The 21,929-nt window shown below is 70.4% G+C and carries 22 protein-coding genes and 1 pseudogene; 18 read left to right on the forward strand and 5 right to left on the reverse strand.

Annotated features, from left to right (window positions below; genetic code table 11):
* The first annotated feature begins 58 nt into the window (after nt 1–58).
* The 3 genes from ADK66_RS15430 to ADK66_RS15440 are packed head-to-tail and all read left to right on the forward strand — an operon-like array spanning nt 59 to nt 3,167.
* Nucleotides 59–2,614, forward strand: a complete 2,556-nt coding sequence (locus ADK66_RS15430) for an ATP-dependent Clp protease ATP-binding subunit (protein WP_053655793.1) — start codon at nt 59–61, stop codon at nt 2,612–2,614.
* On the forward strand, nt 2,611–2,817 hold the full coding sequence (locus ADK66_RS15435; protein ID WP_053655795.1) for a hypothetical protein: 207 nt from the start codon (nt 2,611–2,613) through the stop codon (nt 2,815–2,817). The genes ADK66_RS15430 and ADK66_RS15435 overlap by 4 nt, the downstream gene beginning before the upstream one ends.
* Nucleotides 2,817–3,167: a DUF3140 domain-containing protein gene (locus ADK66_RS15440; RefSeq protein WP_053655796.1), complete on the forward strand. Its 351-nt coding sequence runs from the start codon at nt 2,817–2,819 to the stop codon at nt 3,165–3,167. Before ADK66_RS15435 ends, ADK66_RS15440 begins: the two co-directional genes overlap by 1 nt.
* Nucleotides 3,168–3,226: 59 nt before the next feature.
* Here ADK66_RS15440 and ADK66_RS15445 read toward each other — a convergent pair whose 3' ends face one another.
* The 3 genes from ADK66_RS15445 to ADK66_RS15455 all read right to left on the reverse strand — a co-directional run bounded on the left by ADK66_RS15445 (nt 3,227) and on the right by ADK66_RS15455 (nt 5,191).
* A complete protein-coding gene (locus ADK66_RS15445; RefSeq protein ID WP_053655798.1) occupies nt 3,227–3,472 on the reverse strand; it encodes a hypothetical protein in 246 nt (81 codons plus the stop codon).
* 69 nt (nt 3,473–3,541) lie between these two features.
* The gene (locus ADK66_RS15450) at nt 3,542–4,513 is read right to left on the reverse strand and encodes a LysR family transcriptional regulator (protein ID WP_053655800.1); all 972 of its coding nucleotides are present in this window, start codon (nt 4,511–4,513) and stop codon (nt 3,542–3,544) included.
* A 75-nt stretch (nt 4,514–4,588) separates the two neighbouring features.
* Entirely contained in the window at nt 4,589–5,191 is a 603-nt protein-coding gene (locus ADK66_RS15455; RefSeq protein ID WP_053655801.1) for a hemerythrin domain-containing protein, read from the reverse strand.
* Nucleotides 5,192–5,469: 278 nt separating this feature from the next.
* On the opposite strand from ADK66_RS15455, the gene ADK66_RS15460 reads away from it, so the two are divergent.
* Together ADK66_RS15460 and ADK66_RS15465 are read left to right on the forward strand one after the other, a co-directional pair.
* Nucleotides 5,470–6,798 carry a M20/M25/M40 family metallo-hydrolase gene (locus ADK66_RS15460; protein WP_053655803.1) on the forward strand — a complete coding sequence of 443 codons (1,329 nt, stop codon included), beginning with the start codon at nt 5,470–5,472 and terminating at the stop codon, nt 6,796–6,798.
* Nucleotides 6,799–6,856: 58 nt separating this feature from the next.
* Nucleotides 6,857–7,519, forward strand: a complete 663-nt coding sequence (locus ADK66_RS15465; protein ID WP_053655805.1) for a hypothetical protein — start codon at nt 6,857–6,859, stop codon at nt 7,517–7,519.
* A gap of 80 nt (nt 7,520–7,599) precedes the next feature.
* Here ADK66_RS15465 and ADK66_RS15470 read toward each other — a convergent pair whose 3' ends face one another.
* Nucleotides 7,600–7,791, reverse strand: a complete 192-nt coding sequence (locus ADK66_RS15470) for a DUF5703 family protein (protein ID WP_053655860.1) — start codon at nt 7,789–7,791, stop codon at nt 7,600–7,602.
* Nucleotides 7,792–7,902: 111 nt separating this feature from the next.
* Nucleotides 7,903–8,874 (reverse strand): aldo/keto reductase, encoded by a 972-nt coding sequence (locus ADK66_RS15475; RefSeq protein ID WP_053655807.1) that lies wholly within the window; start codon nt 8,872–8,874, stop codon nt 7,903–7,905.
* A gap of 187 nt (nt 8,875–9,061) precedes the next feature.
* Between ADK66_RS15475 and ADK66_RS15480 the strand changes: the two genes are divergently transcribed.
* The 13 genes and pseudogenes from ADK66_RS15480 (at nt 9,062) to ADK66_RS15540 (ending at nt 21,800) form a co-directional block, all read left to right on the forward strand.
* Nucleotides 9,062–10,114 carry an LLM class F420-dependent oxidoreductase gene (locus ADK66_RS15480; protein WP_053655809.1) on the forward strand — a complete coding sequence of 351 codons (1,053 nt, stop codon included), beginning with the start codon at nt 9,062–9,064 and terminating at the stop codon, nt 10,112–10,114.
* Nucleotides 10,111–10,947 carry an undecaprenyl-diphosphate phosphatase gene (locus tag ADK66_RS15485; RefSeq protein ID WP_053655812.1) on the forward strand — a complete coding sequence of 279 codons (837 nt, stop codon included), beginning with the start codon at nt 10,111–10,113 and terminating at the stop codon, nt 10,945–10,947. Before ADK66_RS15480 ends, ADK66_RS15485 begins: the two co-directional genes overlap by 4 nt.
* 185 nt (nt 10,948–11,132) lie before the next feature.
* On the forward strand, nt 11,133–12,566 hold the full coding sequence (locus ADK66_RS15490) for a sugar porter family MFS transporter (protein WP_053655814.1): 1,434 nt from the start codon (nt 11,133–11,135) through the stop codon (nt 12,564–12,566).
* A 204-nt stretch (nt 12,567–12,770) separates the two neighbouring features.
* Complete coding sequence (locus ADK66_RS15495) at nt 12,771–13,073, forward strand: urease subunit gamma (RefSeq protein WP_053655816.1); 303 nt, start codon at nt 12,771–12,773, stop codon at nt 13,071–13,073.
* Between the two features lie 42 nt (nt 13,074–13,115).
* A pseudogene (locus ADK66_RS15500) lies at nt 13,116–13,451 on the forward strand (urease subunit beta); the annotation flags it as partial.
* Between the two features lie 174 nt (nt 13,452–13,625).
* Entirely contained in the window at nt 13,626–15,344 is a 1,719-nt protein-coding gene (locus ADK66_RS15505; protein ID WP_053655821.1) for an urease subunit alpha, read from the forward strand.
* Between the two features lie 62 nt (nt 15,345–15,406).
* On the forward strand, nt 15,407–15,970 hold the full coding sequence (gene ureE / locus ADK66_RS15510) for an urease accessory protein UreE (protein WP_053655825.1): 564 nt from the start codon (nt 15,407–15,409) through the stop codon (nt 15,968–15,970).
* Between the two features lie 22 nt (nt 15,971–15,992).
* Nucleotides 15,993–16,670 (forward strand): urease accessory protein UreF, encoded by a 678-nt coding sequence (locus tag ADK66_RS15515; protein WP_209273235.1) that lies wholly within the window; start codon nt 15,993–15,995, stop codon nt 16,668–16,670.
* A 47-nt stretch (nt 16,671–16,717) separates the two neighbouring features.
* Nucleotides 16,718–17,347 carry an urease accessory protein UreG gene (gene ureG, locus ADK66_RS15520; protein WP_053655830.1) on the forward strand — a complete coding sequence of 210 codons (630 nt, stop codon included), beginning with the start codon at nt 16,718–16,720 and terminating at the stop codon, nt 17,345–17,347.
* Complete coding sequence (locus tag ADK66_RS15525; protein ID WP_053655832.1) at nt 17,344–18,261, forward strand: urease accessory protein UreD; 918 nt, start codon at nt 17,344–17,346, stop codon at nt 18,259–18,261. The genes ureG and ADK66_RS15525 overlap by 4 nt, the downstream gene beginning before the upstream one ends.
* Nucleotides 18,262–18,278: 17 nt before the next feature.
* Complete coding sequence (yut, locus tag ADK66_RS15530; RefSeq protein WP_053655834.1) at nt 18,279–19,304, forward strand: urea transporter; 1,026 nt, start codon at nt 18,279–18,281, stop codon at nt 19,302–19,304.
* Between the two features lie 26 nt (nt 19,305–19,330).
* Nucleotides 19,331–21,025 (forward strand): ammonium transporter, encoded by a 1,695-nt coding sequence (gene amt / locus ADK66_RS15535; protein WP_053655835.1) that lies wholly within the window; start codon nt 19,331–19,333, stop codon nt 21,023–21,025.
* 61 nt (nt 21,026–21,086) lie between these two features.
* Complete coding sequence (locus tag ADK66_RS15540; RefSeq protein WP_053655836.1) at nt 21,087–21,800, forward strand: MSMEG_4193 family putative phosphomutase; 714 nt, start codon at nt 21,087–21,089, stop codon at nt 21,798–21,800.
* Nucleotides 21,801–21,929: the final 129 nt, after the last annotated feature.

Raw genomic sequence — 21,929 nt, forward strand, 5'->3', positions numbered from 1 at the left:
GCGCCGGGTGCCGGGTAGCCCCTGCCGACCATGCCGCGCCCGATTGCGGAGGACAGACATGATGGGACCCGGTGACGCTGGCTCCGACCCGTGGGACGAGTTCCTGGCCCGGTACTTCGGCCGGGGTGAGGGAGGACGCCGGCCGCCACACCGGGTGGACATCACCCGACTCATGACCGCCGACGCGCGGGAGATGCTTGCCGACGCGGCCCGGCGTGCCGCACAACGGCAGAGCAACGACCTGGACACCGACCACCTGCTCTGGGCGGCGCTGCAACGCGAACCCCTGCGGGATCTGGTGAGCCGGGCCGGCGCCGACCCGGACACCCTGCTCAACGCGCTCGGCGGGAAGGGTGACAGCGCGCCGCGCGGGGAGGTGCCGCCCAACCTGTCGTTGACCCCCGCCGCCAAGCGGGCGCTGCTCGACGCCCACCAGCTGTCCCGGGCGATGGGCGCCAACTACATCGGCCCCGAGCACATCCTGATGGCGCTGCCGCTCAACCCGGAGTCGCCGGCCGGCCGGATGCTTGCCGCCGGCCGGATCCAGCCCGAGTCGTTGCAGGCCGCCAACGCCGAGCGCGGGCCGATGAACGGGCCGAAGCCCGACCGCGGCACCCCCACCCTGGACCAGTACGGGCAGGACCTCACCGATCTGGCCCGCGCCGACCAGATCGACCCGGTGATCGGGCGGGCCGACGAGATCGAGCAGGCGGTGGAGATCCTGTCGCGGCGGACCAAGAACAACCCGGTCCTGATCGGTGAGGCAGGCGTCGGCAAGACCGCGATCGTCGAGGGTCTCGCCGAGCGGATCTGCGACGGTGACGTGCCGCAGACCCTGCTCGGCAAGCGGGTGGTCCAGCTGGACCTGGCCGGCCTCGTGGCCGGCACCCGCTACCGGGGCGACTTCGAGGAGCGGCTGAAGAAGGTGATCGACGAGATCCGGGCACACCGCGACGAACTGATCATCTTCCTGGACGAGATCCACACCCTGGTCGGTGCCGGCGGGGCTGGCAGCGAGGGCGGCATGGACGCCTCCAACATGCTCAAGCCCGCGCTGGCCCGGGGCGAGCTGCGGGTGATCGGCGCGACAACCCTCGACGAGTACCGCAAGAGCATCGAGAAGGACGCCGCGCTGGCCCGCCGGTTCCAGCCGGTGCTGGTGCCCGAGCCCGACGTCGACGACACGATCGCCATCCTGCGCGGCCTGCGCGACAGGTACGAGGCCCACCACCAGGTGCGGTTCACCGACGAGGCGCTCGTCGCCGCCGCCGAACTGTCCGACCGGTACGTCACCGACCGGTTCCTGCCGGACAAGGCCATCGACCTGATCGACCAGGCCGGTGCCCGGGTCCGGCTGCGCACCCGCACGCCCGCCTCCGACGTGCGGGATCTGGAACGCGAGCTCGACGAGGTACGCCGGGACAAGGAACAGGCAGTCAGCGACGAGCAGTACGAGCGGGCCTCGGCGCTGCGTGACCGGATCGGCGAGCTGGAGGAGGAGATCCGCCGCGCCAACGGTGACGACGGCAACTCCTCGCAGGTGCCCGAGGTGGGTCCCCGGGAGATCGCCGAGGTGGTCTCCCGGGCCACCGGCATTCCGGTCAGCCAGCTCACCGAGGAGGAGCGGGACCGGCTGCTGCGCCTGGAGGGGCACCTGCACGAGAAGGTGGTCGGCCAGGACGACGCGGTCACCGCCGTCGCCGAGGCGGTCCGCCGCTCCCGGGCCGGGCTTGCCGACCCGGACCGCCCGATGGGCAGCTTCCTGTTCCTCGGCCCCACAGGCGTCGGCAAGACCGAGTTGGCCCGCGCCCTGGCCGAGGCGCTGTTCGGTGAGGCCGACCGGATGGTCCGGGTGGACATGAGCGAGTTCCAGGAGCGGCACACTGTCAGCCGACTCGTCGGCGCCCCACCCGGGTACGTCGGCTACGAGGAGGCCGGCCAGCTCACCGAGGCGGTACGCCGTCGCCCGTACGCGGTCGTGCTGCTCGACGAGATCGAGAAGGCCCACCCGGACGTGTTCAACATCCTGCTCCAGGTGCTCGACGACGGGCGGCTCACCGACAGTCAGGGCCGGACGGTGAACTTCAAGAACACCGTACTGATCATGACAAGCAACCTCGGCTCCGAGCTGATCACGGGCAGTCAGCGCAGCGTCGGGTTCGGCACCGGTGCGCCGGGCAGTGAACAGGAGAGCAACGAGCTGCGGGAGCGGCTGATGCGCCGCCTCCAGGAGAACTTCCGTCCGGAGTTCCTCAACCGCATCGACGAGACCATCATCTTCCGGCGGCTGGAGGCCGAGCAGCTGCGCCAGATCACCGGACTGCTGCTGGAGGAGACCCGCCGCAGGCTGCACGCGCAGGACATCCAGGTGGAGTTCACCACCGCCGCCAAGGACTGGCTCGCCGAGCACGGCTACCAGCCGGAGTTCGGCGCCCGCCCACTGCGCCGGGTGATCCAGCGGGAGGTGGACAACCACCTGTCCCGGATGCTGCTGGAGTCGGCGATCTCGCCCGGGCAGAAGGTCGTCGTGGACGCCCGCGACGGGCAGCTCGCCTTCGACGTGCGCGCGGGGGAGCGGGGCTACACCGCCGCCACGACCTCGCATCCACGATGACCCCGGCGGAACGACAACCGGAGGACGACAGGGCGCACCGGCCCGCCGACCCGCCGGACGACGACGAGCATCCCGACCCGATCCTGGCCTCGCCGACCGCGAACCCTCGCCGTACGCGGGTGCCGGCCGAGGGTCTGCACCCGAAGACCGACCAGGACGACGACCCGGAGACGGCCGGGCCGCCGCGGCGAGAGGAGACCTGATGGTACGCGAAACGCGGCTCGACCCCGAGGTGGAAGTGCTCTGGGAGGACTTCCACGCCGAGGTGAACGTCCCGTCGGAGAAGCTGCGCAGTTGGCTGCTGACCCGGGGCTCCGGCGAGGAGGCGTTCGGGTCCAACCCGGACCTCGACCTGCCCCAGCCCGGCCGGGAGATCCTCAAGGTGCTCAACAAGCGCAAGGTCGACCTCACCCCGGACGACATCGAGGTGATGCGGGAGGCCGTCGAGCGGATCCGCGAGCTGATGGACGCCAAGCCGCCCCGCGGCAACGCCGACGACAGCTGGCGGCACTCCCTGCTCGACCTGGGCCACGATCCACTCGTCGAACGCTGAGCGCGGTCCACGCGCGACGGTGCCGTCCCCGGCGGGGACGGCACCGTTTCCGCGTCCGGCTACTGGCCCTTGTCGGACTCCAGGCTGGCGATGGTCAACCCGGCCGCGTCGGCGGCGGCGTCCCGGTCGCCACGGGTCTGGTCCTCCCGGGTGAGCAGGTTGGCGTACTCGGTGACGTCGGCCGGGTCGGGCACCGCCGGCAACCGGCGCAGGAACGCCTCCACCTCGCGGGTGGCGGCGGTGTGCGCGGCGGCCGCCTGGCGAAGCAGCTCCCGGTCGTCGGCGGGCGGGTAGAGATCGGTCATGTCCGCCAGATACCCGGACAGCGGCCGTTCGCACCGCCACGGGCCGGCCAGTACCGGGCCGGCGCGGGGTCAGACCTCGCTGGGCTGCCGGACGCCGAACCCGGGATTGCGCACCAGCCAGTCCAGGTAGGTGGGGTGCGGCGCCAGCGAGTCGGTGTACGCCGCCTTGGCAGTGGCCAACAGCAACTCGGCGTCGCGTGCCGCCAGCGAGTCGGGGTGCCACCCCAGCAGCAACCGCCACCGCAACGGCACGCCAGCCAGCCGGCGGGTCACCAGGCCGGCCACCGGCCGGAACGTCGCCTGGCAGAGAGCCACCGCCACGCCGGCGTCCACCAGGTCCACACAGCCGCGGATGTCGGTCTCGTACACCTTGCGAGGTGTGAAGCCGGCGCGGGCGCAGGCGGTCGCGAAGCAGTCGCTGAAACAGCCGTCGCCGGGCGCGGCCACCCACTGCTCGTGCCGCAGGTCGCCCAGCCGCACCTCGTCGCGCTCGGCGAGCGGGTGGGTCTCGGGAAGCAGCACCAGCACGGGGTCGACGGCCACCTCGCGCCAGCTCAACCCGAACTCGGCCGACGGGGTGGCGTCACCGCACACGCCGGCGAGCGCGAAGTCCAACCGCCCACCTGCCACCAACTGCGCCAGCTCGTCCACCGACCAGGAGGCGTACGTGGTGATCTGGGCCGGCGGCTGCTCGGCGGCCAGGCGGTGCACCAACCTGCCCAGGATCGGGCTGTTCACCCCACCCAGGCGGTAACCGCGGGGTGCCGTGTTGGCGCCGGCAAGCCGGGCCGCCTCGTCCTGTAGGCCCTTCATCGCCGGTAGCAGCACCCGGGCGCGGGCGAGCACCAGCTCACCGAGCGCGGTGGGTCGTGCCCCGCGCCGGTCCCTGTCGAACAACGGCCCGCCCAGGGTCCGTTCGATCCGCTGGAGCTGGGCGGTGAGCGCTGGCTGGGCGAGCCCCAGCGCCGACGCCGCCTTGGTCACGCTCCCTGTCTCCGCGATCGCACAGACCACCCGCAGGTGTCGCAGCTCCAGGTTCATACGGTGACGGTAGGACCACGCCGCAGCCTGCGGAAGAGGCCAAGCGGATCGGTGAGATTGAATGCACTGCCGAGGTCAGTCGCGCGGCGGCTCCGGCAGGTCCGCCAGGTACGTCGGGCGACGGGTCACCGCGTCACGAACCTTGTCCACCACACCCACCGCCGGCTCGACGATCCGGTTCCACGGCGGCGTCCCCGGGGTGCCCGGATGTGGCCGCGTCGGCGCCGCCTCCTCGGCGATCTCCAACCGGTTGCCCAGCCGGATCAGCTCCTCCTGGGTGGCCACCGCGCGCAGCTCGGCGACGAGCCCGCCGACCCCGTCGACGTGCCGGCGGACCCGCTCGGCGACCTCGGTGAGCGTCTCGTCGGTAAGCCCCTTCAACGCCGTCAGCAGGCCGGCGTCGCCGTCGATTTCCTCGTCCACGCGCCCGGCGTGCTCCGGCAGCGCCGCCCGTACCGCCGGGAGCAGGTACTGCTCCTCGGCCGACAGGTGCCGCGACAGTGCGGCGGTGAGCACCGCCAGCCCGTCGCGCTGAGCGCCTGCCGAGCCGGCCAGCTGGTCCAGCAGCGCCAGCAGCTGCCGGTGCTCGCGGTCCACGATGTCGGCGATGCTGCGGCCACCGGGCCGGTAACCCTCGTCGGGTGCCGGCGGCAACGGTGGCAGGGAGACGGCGGACATGGTGCCCTCCTCGACTGGCGGGCGGAAGCTCCGGCAGGGGACGTGCGGTCGTGGGCGGCGGTACCCGTACCCGGTCGCCGCGAAACCGTCGGGCGGATCCGCCGCCCTGGATGCCCGGACCGCTCGCGTCGATCCGCGGCCCTGGATGCCCTCCTGCCTGCGTTGATCCGTCGACCTGGATGGCGGTCGGTACGGCGTCGACGCGCCGACCTGCGTGCCCGGTCGCATCGCGCCGGTGCGACGACCCGCCGGGCGGCCCGGGCTGGTATGAAGGGGCGATGACGAGCGACGCCGCCCCTGCCCGACCGGACCCCACCGCCGAGGTCGTTGACCTCTGCCGCGACCTGCTGCGCATCGACACCACGAACACGGGGGACAACGCGACGAGCGTCGGCGAGCGCCGCGCGGCCGAGTACGTGGCGGAGAAGCTCGCCGAGGTGGGCGTCGAGTCGGTACTGCACGAGTCCGCGCCCGGGCGGGCCAACGTGGTGGCCCGCATCCCCGGCACCGACCCGAGCCGGGGCGCGCTGCTCGTGCACGGACACCTGGACGTCGTACCCGCCGACGCCGACGAGTGGTCGGTGCACCCGTTCTCCGGCGAGCTGCGCGACGGCTACCTGTGGGGGCGGGGCGCCATCGACATGAAGGACTTCGACGCCATGGTGCTCGCCGTGGTGCGGCACTGGCAGCGCACCGGCGTACGACCCCCGCGCGACATCGTGCTGGCGTACACCGCCGACGAGGAGGCCGGCAGCGACTACGGCGCGCGTTTCCTTGTCGACGATCACCGGGACCTCTTCGACGGCTGCACCGAGGCGATCGGCGAGGTCGGCGGCTTCTCCTACTCGGTGAACGACAGCCAGCGGCTCTATCTCATCGAGACCGCCGAGAAGGGCATCGACTGGCTGCGGCTGCACGCCAAGGGTCGCCCCGGGCACGGCTCGATGATGCACGACGACAACGCCGTCACCGCGCTTGCCGAAGCGGTGGCCCGGATCGGCCAGCACCGCTTCCCGGTGGTGGTCACCGACACCGTGCGGGCGTTCCTGGAGGAGGTCTCCGACCTGCTCGGCGTCGAACTCGACCCGGAGGACCCGGAGACGGCCATCGCCAAGCTCGGCCCGATCGCCAACATCATCGGCGCGACGATCCGCAACACGGCGAACCCGACCCGGTTGGACGCCGGCTACAAGGACAACGTCATTCCCGGCCGGGCCACCGCCACCATCGACTGCCGTAGCCTGCCCGGCCAGTCCGAGCTGCTGGAACGGCAGCTGCGCGAGCTGATCGGCCCGGACATCGCCATCGAGTACATCCAGCGGCAGCCGGCGCTGGAGACGACCTTCGACGGCGACCTGGTCGAGGCCATGTCGGCGGCGCTGCGCGCCGAGGACCCGGGCGCGCGGCCCGTACCGTACATGCTGTCCGGCGGCACCGACGCCAAGGCGTTCTCCCAGCTCGGTATCCGCTGCTTCGGGTTCGCCCCGCTGCGGCTGCCCGCCGACCTGAACTTCTCCGCGCTGTTCCATGGCATCGACGAGCGGGTTCCGGTCGACGGACTACAGTTCGGCGTGCGGGTTCTCGACCGGTTCCTGCGCACCTGCTAGCCGTGTCCGGTAACCGCACCCCGCGCGTTACCTCCCCATCGTGAAGGGACTGCCCCACATGACCGACCAGCACGGTGAGCTGGACGCCGCTCTCGAGCGCGTCATCGAAGCGGCCCGCCGCCACCTGGCCGCCGTACGCGCCGCGCAGGGCCGCGTCGACGACGACGACGTCTGGCAGGCGTACGTGGCGTTGAACAACGCGTCCTTCGCGTACGACGAGCAGTTGCTCGACGCGTTCGGCGAGGTGACGCCGTGGGACGTCGACTCGATCGACCCGGACGAGGCCGACGAGCGCTTCGGCGGCGCAGACGGCGGCGAGGCCAGCGACCCGCACCCCCGGGTGATCTCGGTACGTCAGCGCCGCGACTACCGGGTGCCGAGTGTGGCCGCGCTGCTGAGGGCGGCCGAGGCGGCCCGCCGCGAGGGCACCCCGGAGGACGACGAGCCGGCGCCGGTGGAGGGTGTCGGCGAGGCGGTCCTTGAGCTGCTGCAGAGCGGCGACGGCTCGCTCGGCGCGCTGGACGTGCCCGAGCTGGAGCCTCTGGACGGGGTGGTGATGGTCAGCGAGGTGGGCACCCCTGTCGACCTGGAGTCGTTCGACGACGAGGACGCTGTCGGCCCGTTCCAGCCCGCTGCCGACGACCGGCTGGTCGGTCGGCTCGACGAGCACCCGTTCCTGGAGCTCGACGACGACCACGATCACGCAGGCCACCAGCACTAGACGACGCGACGCGCCCGGCACCCCACCTACGCGGTGGGGCACCGGGCGCGTCGTCGTCCGTTCCGGGTGGCCGGCCCTCGTCAGTACGACAGGCCGGGCTGCGGCTGGTTGACCCGTCGGCGGCGCAGCACCACCTGCCGGGTCCCGTCGCGGAACAGCCGTACCCGGGCCAACTCCCATCCGGAGAACTCCGCCTGGATCGCCAGCTGCGCCGCGGCGGTCAACCGGTCGACGTTCGGCGGCAGCCGCAGCGGCGCGTATTCGTAGTCCATGCCACCCATGCTGCCCAGCCCAGCGGCCGTTCGCCACCCCCTTGCGGGGTGACCGACGACGCGTCGGGGCGCCGACGCCCGCATCTCGACCTGAAGGACGCTTCGCCGGGGTCAGCCGTCGCGCTCCGGGTAGCCAACCGGCACGCCGGAGACGTCGTCGAGCGCCGTGGTGATCTCCTCGGGCAGGGTGATCCGTTCCACCTGGAGCGCGCCGAGCAGCTGCCCGACGGTGCGGGCGCCGAGGATCGGCGCTGTCACCCCGGGCCGGTCCCGGATCCAGGCCAGCGCCACCTCCAGCGGCGAGACGCCCAGCCCGCCGGCCGCGGTCGCCACCGCCTCGACGATGCTGGAGCAGCGAGGCTCCAGGTACGTCGACACGAACCGCTCGAAGTGCGGCGAGGCGGCCCGGGAGTCCGCCGGACGGCCGTGCCGGTACTTGCCGGTGAGCACACCTCGGCCCAGCGGCGACCAGGGCAGCACGCCGAGGCCGAGCGCGCCGCACGCGGGCAGCACCTCCCGCTCCACGCCCCGCTCCAGCAGGGAGTACTCCACCTGGGCGGCGACCACCGGCGCGCGGCCCGGCCAGGCGGTCTGCCAGGCGGCGGCCCGTGCGGTCTGCCAGCCGGAGAAGTTCGACACCCCGACGTAGCGGACCTTGCCGCTGGCCACCGCGTGGTCCAAAGCGGCAAGGGTCTCCTCAAGGGGGGTGTCCGGGTCGTATCCGTGCACCTGGAACAGGTCGACGTGGTCGGTGCCGAGCCGGCGCAGTGACGCGTCCAGGGTGCGCAGCAGGTGGCCACGGGAGCCGTCGCGGCGGCGATTGGTGCCGGGGCGTAACCCGGCCTTGGTGGCGATCAACAGCTCGTCGCGGGGTACGAGGGTGCCCAGCAGCGACCCGATCACCGACTCGGCGTCGCCGTCGCCGTACACGTCGGCGGTGTCGATCAGGTTGCCGCCCGCGTCCAGGTAACTCTTCAGCTGGGCGGCCGCGTCGTCGGCGTCGGTGTCCCGACCCCAGGTCATGGTGCCGAGCGCGAGCCGCGAAACCGCCAGCCCGCTTCGGCCGAGCGGTCGCTGTTGCATGGGTGAACCTTATTTCGAACCTGCCGCCACGGATATCCTCGCTCCCGTCAACTCTGCCGGTTCTGCCGGTTCCGCCTGCGTCGGGCACCCCGACCGGCGGGGGATCATTGGCGGTGAGCCGGTGACGAGGCCCGATTGCGGCATTGCGTAACCTGGTGCGACCTGTGCCACGGATGGGGGAGGACCAGTGCGACTCGGGCTAAGCCTCGGATACCAGACAGCATGGAGCACACCGGCCGATCACCTGGCACTGGCCCAGGAAGCGGACCGGCTCGGCTTCTCGGTGGTGTGGGCCGCGGAGGCCTACGGCTCCGACTCGCCGAGCATGCTCGCCTGGATGGCCGGCCAGACCGAACGGATCGACGTGGGCGCGGCGGTGATGCAGATCCCCGCGCGTACGCCGGCGGCCACCGCGATGACCGCCGCCACCATCGACGCGCTGTCCGGCGGCCGGTTCCGGCTCGGTCTCGGCGTGTCCGGCCCGCAGGTGTCCGAGGGCTGGCACGGGGTGCGGTTCGCCAAGCCGCTGGCGCGGACCCGCGAGTTCGTCGACATCGTCAAGCTGGCCATCGCCCGCAAGGAGGTGGCGTACGACGGCGAGCACTACACGCTGCCGCTGCCGGATGGCCCCGGCAAGGCGTTGCGGTTGAGCTTCCATCCGCCCCGCGAGCACATCCCGATCTACCTGGCCGCCGTCGGTCCGAAGAACCTGGAGCTGGCCGGCGAGATCGCCGACGGCTGGCTTGCCGTGTTCTACGCCCCGGAGTACGCCGACGAGCACCTCGCGGCGGTCGCCGCCGGGCGGGCCAAGGTCGGCAAGGAGCTGGCCGGCTTCGACGTGGTGCCGTCGGTGCCCGTGGTGGTCGGCGACGATGTGGCGTCCTGTGCCGAGCTGGTGCGCTGGTACGCCGCGCTCTACGTCGGCGGGATGGGCAGCCGCAAGCAGAACTTCTACAACCAGCTCGCGACGCGGATGGGCTACGGCGACGCCGCCCGCGAGGTGCAGGACCTGTACCTGGCCAAGCGGCAGCGCGACGCGGCCGCCGCGGTGCCGATGGAGTTCATCGACCGCACGTCGCTGCTCGGACCGAAGGAGCGCATCGCCGACCGAATGCGGGAGTACGCCGCGGCCGGGGTGACGACGCTGTCGGTGAGCCTGTTCGTGGCCGACCGGGACAGCGGCGTGCAGACCCTGCGTACCGTCGCCGAGGCGTTCGATCTTTCGGGAGTTGGGGAGTGACCTGGGTCGAGGCCATCGTCCTGGGCATCGTCCAGGGGCTGACGGAGTTCCTTCCGGTCAGTTCGTCGGGGCATCTGCGGATCACCTCGGCGATCTTCTTCGACCGTGATGCCGGGGCGTCGTTCACAGCTGTCACCCAGCTCGGCACCGAGGCGGCCGTGCTGATCTACTTCGCCAAGGACATCTGGCGGATCACCCGGACGTGGCTGGTCGGGATCAGGGACAAGTCCGTCCGTTCCAGCCTCGACTACCGGATGGGCTGGTACGTGATCGTCGGCTCGATCCCGATCGGGCTGTTCGGTTTCCTCTTCAAGGACCAGATCAAGACGGTCGGGCGCAACCTGTGGGTGGTGGCGACAACCCTCATCGTGTTCGCGTTCGTGCTGGCGTTCGCCGAGTACTGGGGTCGGCAGACCCGCACCCTGGAGAACTTCCGGATGAAGGACGGCGTGGTGATGGGTTTCGCCCAGGCCATGGCGTTGATCCCCGGGGTGTCCCGCTCCGGCGGCACGCTCACCGCCGGTCTGCTGCTCAACCTGACCCGGGAGGCGGCGGCGCGGTACTCGTTCCTGCTGGCCATCCCGGCGGTGGTGATGTCCGGCGTGTTCAGCCTCGGGGACGTCTTCGAGCCGTCCGCTCCGGGCACGTCGGCGCCCTCGGTGGCGCAGATGATCGTGGCGACGGTGCTCGCCTTCGGCATCGGGTACGCGGCAATCGCCTGGCTGCTGCGCTACGTGGCCCACCACACCCTGTACGTCTTCGTGCTGTACCGGGTGGCCCTGGGCACCCTGGTCCTCGCGCTGCTGTTGACGGGCACGGTCAGCGCCACCTGATTCCTGCGCGTTCCCGCCGGCCTCCGACCTCCGCAGTGAGTTCGGGGGCCGGTGTGCGTTCGGGGACGATGCCGTCGTGCATTCTGCGCATTTCGGATAAGTAGCTCAGAGCGCACCTACTCTTTCCCTGTCGGGGGTGACGTCTCGAACGGGACGTGCCGTCAGCTCGCGGGAGAGGGGCGACCGTGGCCGCCAGCGGCGCGAAGCGCGGGCGGGGGAGACCACCACGCCGCAACCTCGTCGCGGTCCTCTCGATCGTGGTGCTCTCCGGCGCGCTGTTCGGCTATGACCAGGGCGTCATCAGCGGGGCGTTGCGCGACATCCGGCAGACCTTCGACGCGGACACCTTCGCCGTCGAGGTGGCGGCGAGTTGGGTGACTCCCGGTGCGCTCGTGGGCGCGCTGCTCGGTGGCCATCTCGCCGACCGCATCGGTCGCCGGGGTGCGCTGTGGGTGGCCGCCGTCGCGTTCGGGGCGGGCACCATCGCGCAGGCGTTCGCCCCGGTGATCGGGGTCATGTTCGGTGCGCGGCTGATCCTGGGTCTGGGCATCGGGGTGGCCTCGGTCGCCGGCCCGATGTACGCGGCGGAGGCCGCGCCGGAGCGGATCCGGGGCAGCCTGCTCGCGGTCTACCAGTTCTCCACCACGTTCGCGATCTTCATCGGCTACCTGGCCGACGAACTGTTCGAGGCGGGCAACTCCTGGCGTTACCTGCTCGCGGCGGCGGTCCTGCTGGGGGCGGCCCTCGCCCTGGTCACCACAGTGATCCCCGACTCGGCCGTCTGGTACGTCGGGCGGGGCGACAAACGCAGGGCACAGGCGTCGCTGACGGCGACGGTGCCGGAGCGGAAGGTGCCCGAGCGGCTGCACGCCATCGAGGAGAGCCTCGCGGCCGGCAAGGCGGGCTGGCGGGAGGTGCTCTCGCGACAGTGGCGGCGCCCGCTGGCGCTGGGTGTGGGCCTTGCCCTGTTCCAGCAACTGACCGGAATCAACGGGATCATCTACTACGCCGATCCGATCTTCTCGGCCGCCGGTTTCCACACCCCGCAGGAGCAGTTGGCCGCCACCACCTGGGCGATCGGCGCTGTCGATTCACTCTTCACGCTTGTGGCGGTGGCCTTCCTGGACCGGCTGGGCCGCCGTCCGCTGCTGCTGGTCGGGTTGCTGGGCATGGCGGTCTCGCTCGTCGTGGTGAGCGTCAGCTTCGCGAAGATGGACCCGGCGGCGCAGGCGGCCGGGGCGACCGGGCACCATCCCACCGACGCGGGCATCTTCCTGCTCATCGGCGTGGTCATGTTCGTGGCGTTCTACGCGATGTCGATCGGCCCCACCGCCTGGACGGTCATCAACGAGATCTTCCCGGGGCGCATCCGGGGCAGGTGCGTGGCGATCGCGTCGGCCACGCACTGGGGCTCGGAGTACCTCATCACCCAGTTCTTCCTGACCATGCTCAGCACCCTGGGGCGGTCGGGCGTGTTCGCGCTGTTCGCCGGCACCTGCGTGCTCGGCTTCCTGTTCGTATGGCGGTACCTGCCGGAGACGAAGGGCAAGACCCTCGAACAGATCCAGCAGATGTGGCGATCCGACGCCAGCGCCCGCCATCCGCACCGCTCCCGGTGACAGCCGGATGGCCTGGATCGCACAACTCGTTCTGGTTCCGGGTTTCTGACTCGGTGCGCAGTGGTGAGGCGTACGGTCGGTTCATAAGGCATAAAACCGACCTATGCCTACATAGCGCAGGCTAGAGGACATACCGGGCGCGAGTCCCAGAGGTGGGTCCGCCGGCTGGTGTTCCCGATCGAACAGTCACGAAGGACCAGGACAGTGCATCTGACGCCGAAGGAATTCGACAAGCTGACGATTCTCTCGATGGCAATGGTCGCCAATGCCCGCAAGGCCCGGGGGATCAAGCTGAACCACCCGGAGGCCGTCGCGGTGATCTGCGCGGCGGCGCTGGAGGGCGCCCGTGAGGGCAAGACCGTCGAAGAGGTCATGAACGACTCCCGCACGGTGCTGGGCGTCGACGACGTGATGCCGGGCGTGGCGGACATGGTTCCCATGCTCCAGGTCGAGGCGGTGTTCACCGACGGCTCCCGACTGATCACTGTGCACTCACCGATCCAGTAGGCGCACCAGCGCAGACGCGGTCTCCAGGAAGGCGGAGCAGAAATGACCAAGCAGCATCCCGGGCCCAACTCGAAGCATCTGCGACCCATCGGCGGCTACATCCTGAGCGACCAGCCGCTGGAGTTGAACGAGGGTCGGCCGGTGACGGAAGTCGTCGTCCAGAACACCGGTGACCGGCCCATTCAGGTCGGCTCGCACTTTCACTTCTTCGAGGTCAACCGCATGCTCGCGTTCGACCGCGAGGCGGCCTTCGGCAAGCGGCTGAACATCCCGGCGACGACGTCCATCCGCTTCGAGCCCGGCGACAAGAAGACGGTGGAGCTGATCCCCTTCGCCGGGGTGCAGCGGGTCTACGGGTTCAACGGGCTCGTGCAGGGGTGGACCGGCAGCCAGTCGGCCCCGAGTTACCGGCCGGACCGGACCGAGGCGATCCACAACGCCAGGACGCGCGGCTTCAAGTTCGGCCCGGAGCAGCAGGACGACTCCAAGGGCAAGAAAAAGTAGATCCACTATCCCGCAGGGCTGGCAGCCGCGGGCAGGAGAGATGATTCGATGAGCCAGATATCTCGGCAAGAGTATTCGGGAATGTTCGGCCCGACGACGGGCGACCAGATCAGGCTGGGCGACACCGACCTGTACATCGAGATCGAGAAGGACCTGCGGGTCCTCGGCGACGAGGTGATGTACGGCGGGGGCAAGACGCTGCGCGACGGCATGGGCGTGCAGAACCAGTACACGAACGCCGAGGGTGGCCTGGATCTGGTCATCACCAACGTGACGATCGTCGACGCGACCCTCGGCGTGGTCAAGGCCGACGTCGGGATCAAGAACGGCAAGATCGCCGGCATCGGCAAGGCCGGAAACCCCAACATCATGCAGGGTGTCACGCCCGAACTGGTGACCGGGCCGGGCACCGACGCCATCTCCGGCGAGCACCTCATCCTGACCGCGGGCGGCATCGACGCGCACGTGCACCTTGTCGCGCCGCAGCAGGCGTACGCCGCCCTCAGCAACGGCGTCACCACCCTGTGGGGCGGCGGCACCGGTCCGTCGGACAGCAGCAACGGCGTCACCATCACCCCCGGGCCCTGGAACATCCATGCGATGATGCGGGCCTTCGAGAACATCCCGATCAACATCGGTCTGATGGCGAAGGGCAACAGCACCGGCCGCGCCCCGCTGGTCGAGCAGATCATGGCCGGCGCGCCGAGCTTCAAGATCCACGAGGACTGGGGTGCGCCGCCCGCGGTGATCCGCGCCTGCCTGGACGTCGCCGACGAGTTCGACGTGCAGGTCAGCATCCACACGGACACCCTCAACGAGAGCGGCTACCTGGAGGACTCCGTCGCGGCGTTCGAGGGCCGCACGATCCACACCTTCCACACCGAGGGCGCCGGCGGTGGCCATGCGCCGGACGTCATCAAGATCGCCAGCCAGATGAACGTGTTGCCGAGCTCGACAACGCCGACGGTGCCGTACGGCATCAACAGTCAGTCCGAGCTCTACGACATGATCATGGTCTGCCACAACTTCAACCCCAAGGTCCCCTCCGACGTCGCATTCGTCGAGAGCCGTATCCGGACCGAGACGATCGCCGCCGAGGACGTCCTGCTCGACGAGGGCGTCATCTCGATGATGCAGAGCGACTCGCAGGCCATGGGGCGCGTCGGTGAGACCTGGCTGCGGACCATCCAGCTCGCCGGGCAGATGAAGACCGTGCGCGGCAAGCTCGCCGAGGACTCCAGCGCCAACGACAACTTCCGGGTGCTGCGGTACGTCGCCAAGATGACCATCAACCCGGCCATCACCCAGGGCATCTCGCACGTGCTGGGATCCGTGACGCCGGGCAAGATGGCCGACCTGGTGCTCTGGGAGCCCGCCTTCTTCGGTACCAAGCCGAAGATGGTCCTCAAGGGCGGCATGATCGCCTGGTCGATCATGGGCGACCCGAACGCCTCGCTGCCGACACCGCAACCGGTCTACTACCGGCCCATGTACGGCGCGTTCGGCAACCAGATCGCCAAGACCTGCGTGACCTTCGTGTCCCGTGCCGCACACGAGGCCGGCGTCGCCGAGCAGCTCGGCCTGCAACGGCAGGTCATTCCCGTGTACCGGACCCGAGGTCTCACCAAGAGGGACATGGTCCGCAACGACCGTACCCCCAAGCTGGAGGTCGACCCGGAGACCTTCGCGGTGACGATGGACGGCGTGCACGCGACAGTGCCGCCGGCCCGGACGCTGCCCCTGGGCCAGCTCTACTTCTTCAGCTGACATCCCCCGCACGCCTGCGCCGCCGTGCGCGGCTGCGGCGCACCTACCGAAAGGAGACGCCCGTGCTCGTCGAGACGGTGCTGGGCAACATGAACGAGCCGGACTGGATGCTGCGGCTCAAGGAGGCGCGCATCGACGACCTGGTCCTCGACCAGTGGGACGCCCAGAAGAGCCGGATCCGCAAGATGACCAGTTCCGGGGCGGAGTTGTCCGTCGCGCTGGCCCGCGGCGTCCGGCTGCGCGACGGCGACGTCCTCGCCTGGGACGACCTGACCGCCACCGCGGTGGTGGCCCGGGTGCAGTTGGGCGAGGTGATGGTGGTCCACCTCGACAAGTTGCGCGGCGAGTCCGCCGAGCTGCTCATCCGCTCGGCAGTCGAGCTCGGCCACGCGATCGGCAACCAGCACTGGCCGGCCGTCGTCAAGGACACCAGGATGTACGTTCCGCTCACTGTGGACCGCAAGGTCATGGACTCGGTGATGCGCACCCACGCCTTCACCGGGATCACGCACGAGTTCGTGCCCGGCACCGAGATCATCGCGTACCTGGCGCCGCACGAGTCGCGGCGACTGTTCGGCGGCGCCGACTCGACGCCGCACTCCCACCTCCCCGCCGACCTCAACTGAGCGGGGCCGGACGGTGCGAACCATGGCCGAGACCCTGAAGCTGCTCCAATTCGGCGACTCGGTCTTCCCGGTCGGCGCGTTCTCCTTCTCCAGCGGCCTGGAGATGGCCGTCGAGCACGGCGTCGTGCACGACCGGACGACCCTTCAGGACTACGTCCGGACTGTCACCCGGCTCGCCGCCACCGGAGACGGCGTGGCACTGCTCGCCGCGCACCGGGCCGCCCTGACCGGGGACCTCGACCGGATCAGGTCCGCGGACGACGCCGTCCACCAGCGCAAGATCAACGAAGAGATGCGGACCATGTCCGTGCGGATGGGGCGCAAGCTGGCCGAGGCCGCGACCCGGATCGTCGGAGAGACGCTGCTCAAGAAGCGGCTCAACGAGTCGGCGGCCGGAACGCCTGTCACCTATCCGGTCGCGCTCGGGGTGGTCTTCGCCGACCTCGGGGTGCCCGAGGAGGACGCGTTCGCGGCCCACCAGTACGGCGCGGCGTCGACGGTGCTCAGCGCCGCCATCCGGTTGATGCGTGTCGACCACCTCGACGCGCAGTCGATCCTCTTCGCTGTCAACGAGAAGGTCAGCGACGACTACCGCGACGTGCGCACCGCTGGGCTGGAGGACATGCAGACCTTCGGGCCGCACCTCGACGTCCTGGCCGCCGCACACCAGCACATCCACGTGCGGATGTTCATGAGCTGAACCCGCATTTCCCGAACCGAACCGTACCCAGAAGGACAGGTCACAACATGAAGTCGGCAAGTCGTATCGGTGTCGGCGGCCCGGTGGGCAGCGGCAAGACCGCGATCATCGAGGCTGTCGTGCCGCGGCTCGTGGAGAACGGGCTGCGAATACTGGTGATCACGAACGACGTGGTCACCACGGAGGACGCCAAGCACGTCCGGCGGGCGCTGACCGGGGTCCTGGTCGAGGAGCGGATCATCGGGGTGGAGACCGGCGCCTGCCCGCACACGGCAGTGCGGGAGGACCCGAGCATGAACCTCGCCGCCGTGGAGGACATGGAGTCCAAGTTCCCGGACAGCGACGTCGTGCTCATCGAGAGCGGCGGCGACAACCTCACACTGACCTTCAGCCCGGCCCTCGTCGACTACTTCATCTACGTCATCGACGTCGCGGCCGGCGACAAGATCCCGCGCAAGAACGGCCCGGGCATCTCCAAGTCCGACATCCTCGTCATCAACAAGACCGACCTGGCGCCCTACGTGGACGCCGACCTCGGTGTCATGGCCCGTGACGCGGACATGATGCGCAACGGCAAGCCCGTCGTGTTCACCAACTGCAAGACGGGCGAGGGAATCGACGAGCTGGTCTCGCTGATCCGTCGCAACGCGCTCTTCGACGCCGAAGTGGTCGCATGATCACACTGGACAGCGCGCGGGAGCTGGAGCCGTACCAGGACCAACCGGCCCAGCTACCCGCAGCGTCCAACGGCAAGGTCGGCATCCTGCGCCTGGGGTTCGAGCGGCGCGGAGACCGCACGATCCTGCGCGACCTCTTCCGGCAGTCGCCGCTGCTCGTGCAGCGGGCGCTCTACTGGGACGAGGAGATGCCGGACCTGCCGTGCGTCATGATCCTCACCACCTCCGGTGGCGTGCTCCAGGGCGACCGCCTGCACATGGACGTCGCTCTCGCCCCCGGCAGCCAGGCGCACCTGGTGACCCAGTCCGCCACCAAGATCCAGGAGATGGACGCCAACTACGGCACCCAGATCCAGACGTTCACCTTGGCCGAGGACACCTACCTCGAATACCTGCCGGAGCCGGTGATCCCGTACCGGGCCAGCCGGTTCGCCACCGACACCCGGGTACGCCTCGCGGGAAGCGCCACGATGCTGTACGGCGAGATCCTGCAACCCGGCCGGAAGTACTACCGTGACGGCGAACTCTTCGCGTACGACCTCTTCTCGAGCGCGCTGCGCGCGGAGCGTCCCGACGGCCGGCAGTTGTTCGTGGAGAAGTTCGTGGTGGCCCCCGGGCAGTTCGACGTGGCGCGGGTCGGGGTCATGGACCGCTTCCACATCTTCGGCAACGTCGTGCTGCTCACCGACCCCGAGCGGGCGGCACGGGTCCTGCACCGGACCTCGACGCCGGTCTGGGACGAGCAGACCCCACTTGCCAGCGCCGTCACCCGGCTGCCCAACGACGCGGGTCTCATCTTCAAGGTCCTGGGCCAGGAGACCGAGCCGGTACGCGCGGCGGTACGCGCCTTCTGCGTGGCCGCCCGCGAAGAGGTGACCGGCCGGACCTTCCCGCCGGCGTTCAGCTGGCGTTGACCGAGAGGAAGAATGTCGTGACCGCAGTGGTGCACGGGTGGGACGGGCTCGCCGACCGCAACCCGTTTGTCGGGTTCGTCGACGCCTGCCTGCGCGGGCCGGCGCAGGTCGTCTTCCAGAACAACCCCCTGACCGGCCTGCTGATCCTCGTGGCGGTCGCCTGGGGTGCCGTCGAGAACGGGCAGCCACGGATCTTCGGGGGAGGGGTCGTCGGCCTGCTCGTCGGCACCGCCACGGCCGTTGTCCTGCGGGCCGACAACGCCTCGCTGCGCAAAGGGCTGTTCGGCTTCAGCCCGTTTCTGACCGGCATCGCCGTCCCGACGTTCCTGGACGACCGGCCGCTCATGTGGCTCTACCTGGTGCTCGGCGCGATCGCCACGACAGTGGTCACCCTGGCCCTGAACACGATCTTCAAGACGTGGGGGCTGACCGCCTTCACCATGCCGTTCGTGCTGACCACCTGGGTGCTGCTGATGGCCGCGTACCAGTTCGACAGGTTCACAGTGCTCACCAACCTGAAGCCGATGTTCCCCGGCGAGGGGCAGCTGACCGGTGGTCGCTTCGACTGGGACCTGATCCCCACCTTCCTGCGCGGGGTGTCCCAGGTCTTCCTGATCAACAGCTGGGTCACCGGGCTGATCATCCTGGTCGCGCTGCTGATCAACTCCCGCTGGTCGGCGCTCTTCGCGGTGGTCGGCGCCGTCGGCGCGACGCTGCTGGCGCTCTGGTTCGGCGCCGACGCGGCCTCCCTCGACAAGGGTCTGTTCGGCTTCAACGCGGTCCTGACGGCGATCGCCGTGGGCGCGGTGCTGCACCGCCCCGGCGCGCTCGTGACTGTCTACACGCTCTTCGGAATCGCGCTCACCCTCTTCGTCCAACTAGCCCTGGCCACAGTCCTCACCCCGCTGGGCATCCCGGTGCTGACCGGACCGTTCAACATCGCCACCTGGCTGCTGTTGCTGCCCCGGCGGCACTTCGCGCCGGTGCCCAACCACGAACGAGTCAAGGAGTCCGTCGTCAGCGCGGTGCGACACACCGTCTGACGTACCGAGAGGAAAGGTGAGCTCCCATGCTCGCTCAGGAAGCGGTGAACTCGGGCGACACCGCCTGGGTGCTCGTCTGCACCGGCCTGGTGTTGTTCATGACCCCCGGCCTGGCCGTCTTCTACGGCGGGATGGTCCGCACCCGCAACGTGCTCGCCATGCTCCAGCAGAACATGATCGCGCTGGGCGTCGTCAGCCTGACCTGGGTGCTCGTGGGATACACGATCGCCTTCGGCGACGACGCCGGCAGCGGCCTCCTCGGCAACTTCGAGTTGTTCGGGCTCACCGACCTGGGGGTCCCGCCCGCGCCTCACCTGCACGTGGTCGCCGGTCAGGTCACCATCCCCACACTGGCGTTCGTGGCGTACCAGATGATGTTCGCGGTGATCACGCCCGCTCTCGTCACCGGCGCCACGGCCGGCCGGTTGAAGTTCATCGGCTGGGTGGTGTTCATCGCCATCTGGTCCATCGTGGTCTACGCGCCGATCGCCCACTGGCTCTGGCACCCCGACGGGCTGCTGGCCCGGTTCGGAACCCAGGACTGGGCCGGCGGAATGGTGGTGCACGCCTCGGCGGGCGCCGCCGTCCTGGCCACCCTGATGGTCGTCGGACGCCGTCGCGGCTGGCCACACACCGCCGCCCCGCCCAACTCCATTCCGCTGACCATCCTCGGAGCGGGCATCCTCTGGTTCGGATGGTTCGGCTTCAACGGCGGCGACGGACTCCAGGCCAACGGTGTGGCAGCCCAGGCGCTCATCAACACCCACCTCGCGGCGGCCGCCGGCATGCTCGTCTGGCTCGTCGCCGAACGCGCCAAGGACGGCCACAGCACCGTCGTGGGCGGCGTCTCCGGGGCCGTCGCGGGCCTCGCGACCATCACACCCGCCGCCGGGTACGTCAACACGCTGTCCGCCATCGCCATCGGCGCGATCGCCGGCCTCGTCTGCCACACCGCGCTGCGGTTGAAGTACCTGCTGCGGCTCGACGACGCCCTCGACGTCCTCGCTGTCCACTTCGTCGGCGGCATGCTCGGCTCGCTGCTTGTCGGCTTCTTCGGCAACAGCGGCACCAACCCGCTCGGCAAGGACGGCATCTTCTTCGGCGGAGGCGGATCCCTGCTCTGGCACCAGATCGTCGGCGTGATCTGCGTGGTGATCTTCTCGTTCGTGCTCAGCTGGTTGATCGCCGCCGGAGTGCAGGCGGTCATCGGGCTGCGCGCCCCGACCGACACGCAGGACAACCTCGACCACGCGCAGCAGGGCACCGACGCGTACCACCTGGGCGGCGTCGCCGGGCTCAACGGCACCGGCGCGCCCGAGCGCCGCCGGACGGGACGAAACCGTTCCACCGCCCAGCCCGCCCGCAGCGGTCCGGCCGCCCAGCCAGTCCAGCCTGGTCAGCCGGCACGGCAGGTGCGGCTTGTCACCGCGACTGTCGACCCGGCGCGACTGCCGACCACCCGGGAGCTGCGGGAAGCACTGCTCGACGCGGGCGCCACCTCCATCGTCGTCTCCGACGCCACTGTCTCGACAGCCCAGCCGGCCGCCCGCGCGCTGCCCCGCGGCTACTGGCTGGACCAGGACCTGCTGGACCGTGCCCGCGTCGAGGTCGTGGTGGAGCGCGACGCCGTGCCGGCCGTGCTGAACGTCCTCGGCGGGTACGGCGCCGACCGGTCGGACAGCTTCGTGCAGGATGTCCAGCCCGCCACGGACGTCCGCTGACCTGGCACCCGGGCCGGCGTTGCCGCACCGCGCCGCGTACCGGCCCCCGGCAGGTCATAGGGTGATCCTCGTGGCGACCCTTCTGCTTCTGCGACACGGCCGGACCACCGCGAACGCCGACGGCGGCCTGGCCGGCCGCCAGCCCGTCGAACTGGACGACACGGGCCGCGCCCAGGCGAGCGCGGTCGGCGAACGACTGCGGGCCGTGCCGCTCGCGGCGGTGGTGACCAGTCCGCTGATCCGCTGCCGGCAGACCCTGGAGCTGGCGCTACCGCAGGCCACGCCCACCGTGGAGGAGGGGCTGATCGAGTGCGACTACGGCAGCTGGGAGGGACAGCCGCTCAAGAAGCTCGCCAAGGAGCCGATCTGGCCCGTCGTCCAGCAGCACCCGAGCGCGGCGGTCTTTCCCGACGGCGAGGCGATGGCGGCTATGGCGGCGCGTGCCGTGGCGGCCGTACGGGCCTGGGACGCCCGGGTCACCGCCGAGCACGGGCCCGAGGCGGTCTGGCTGGCATGCAGCCACGGAGACGTGATCAAGGCGATCGTGGCGGACGCTCTCGGCGTACACCTTGATCTTTTTCAGCGGATCGTGGCTGACCCGGCCTCGGTGACCGCGATCCGGTTCACGTCGTTGCGGCCGTTCCTCCTGCGCCTCAACGACACCGGCGGCGACCTGGCCACGCTGGTGCCGCCGCCGCGCAAGCGGCGTAGGCGGGCGACCCGCGCGACCGACTCCGACGCCGCCGTCGGCGGCGGGGCCGGTGCGGCCGAGTGAGCCGCGCCACGAGCCCTCAGCGCGCCTCTGGGCCGCGTGTCCCACGGGCGGCGGTGGGCCGCGCCACGAGCCCTCAGCGCGCCTCTGGGCCGCGTGTCCGGGCCGCGTGTCCCACGGGCGGCGGCGAGC

This window comes from Micromonospora sp. NRRL B-16802 (genome assembly GCF_001279555.1).
Lineage (GTDB): Bacteria > Actinomycetota > Actinomycetes > Mycobacteriales > Micromonosporaceae > Micromonospora > Micromonospora profundi.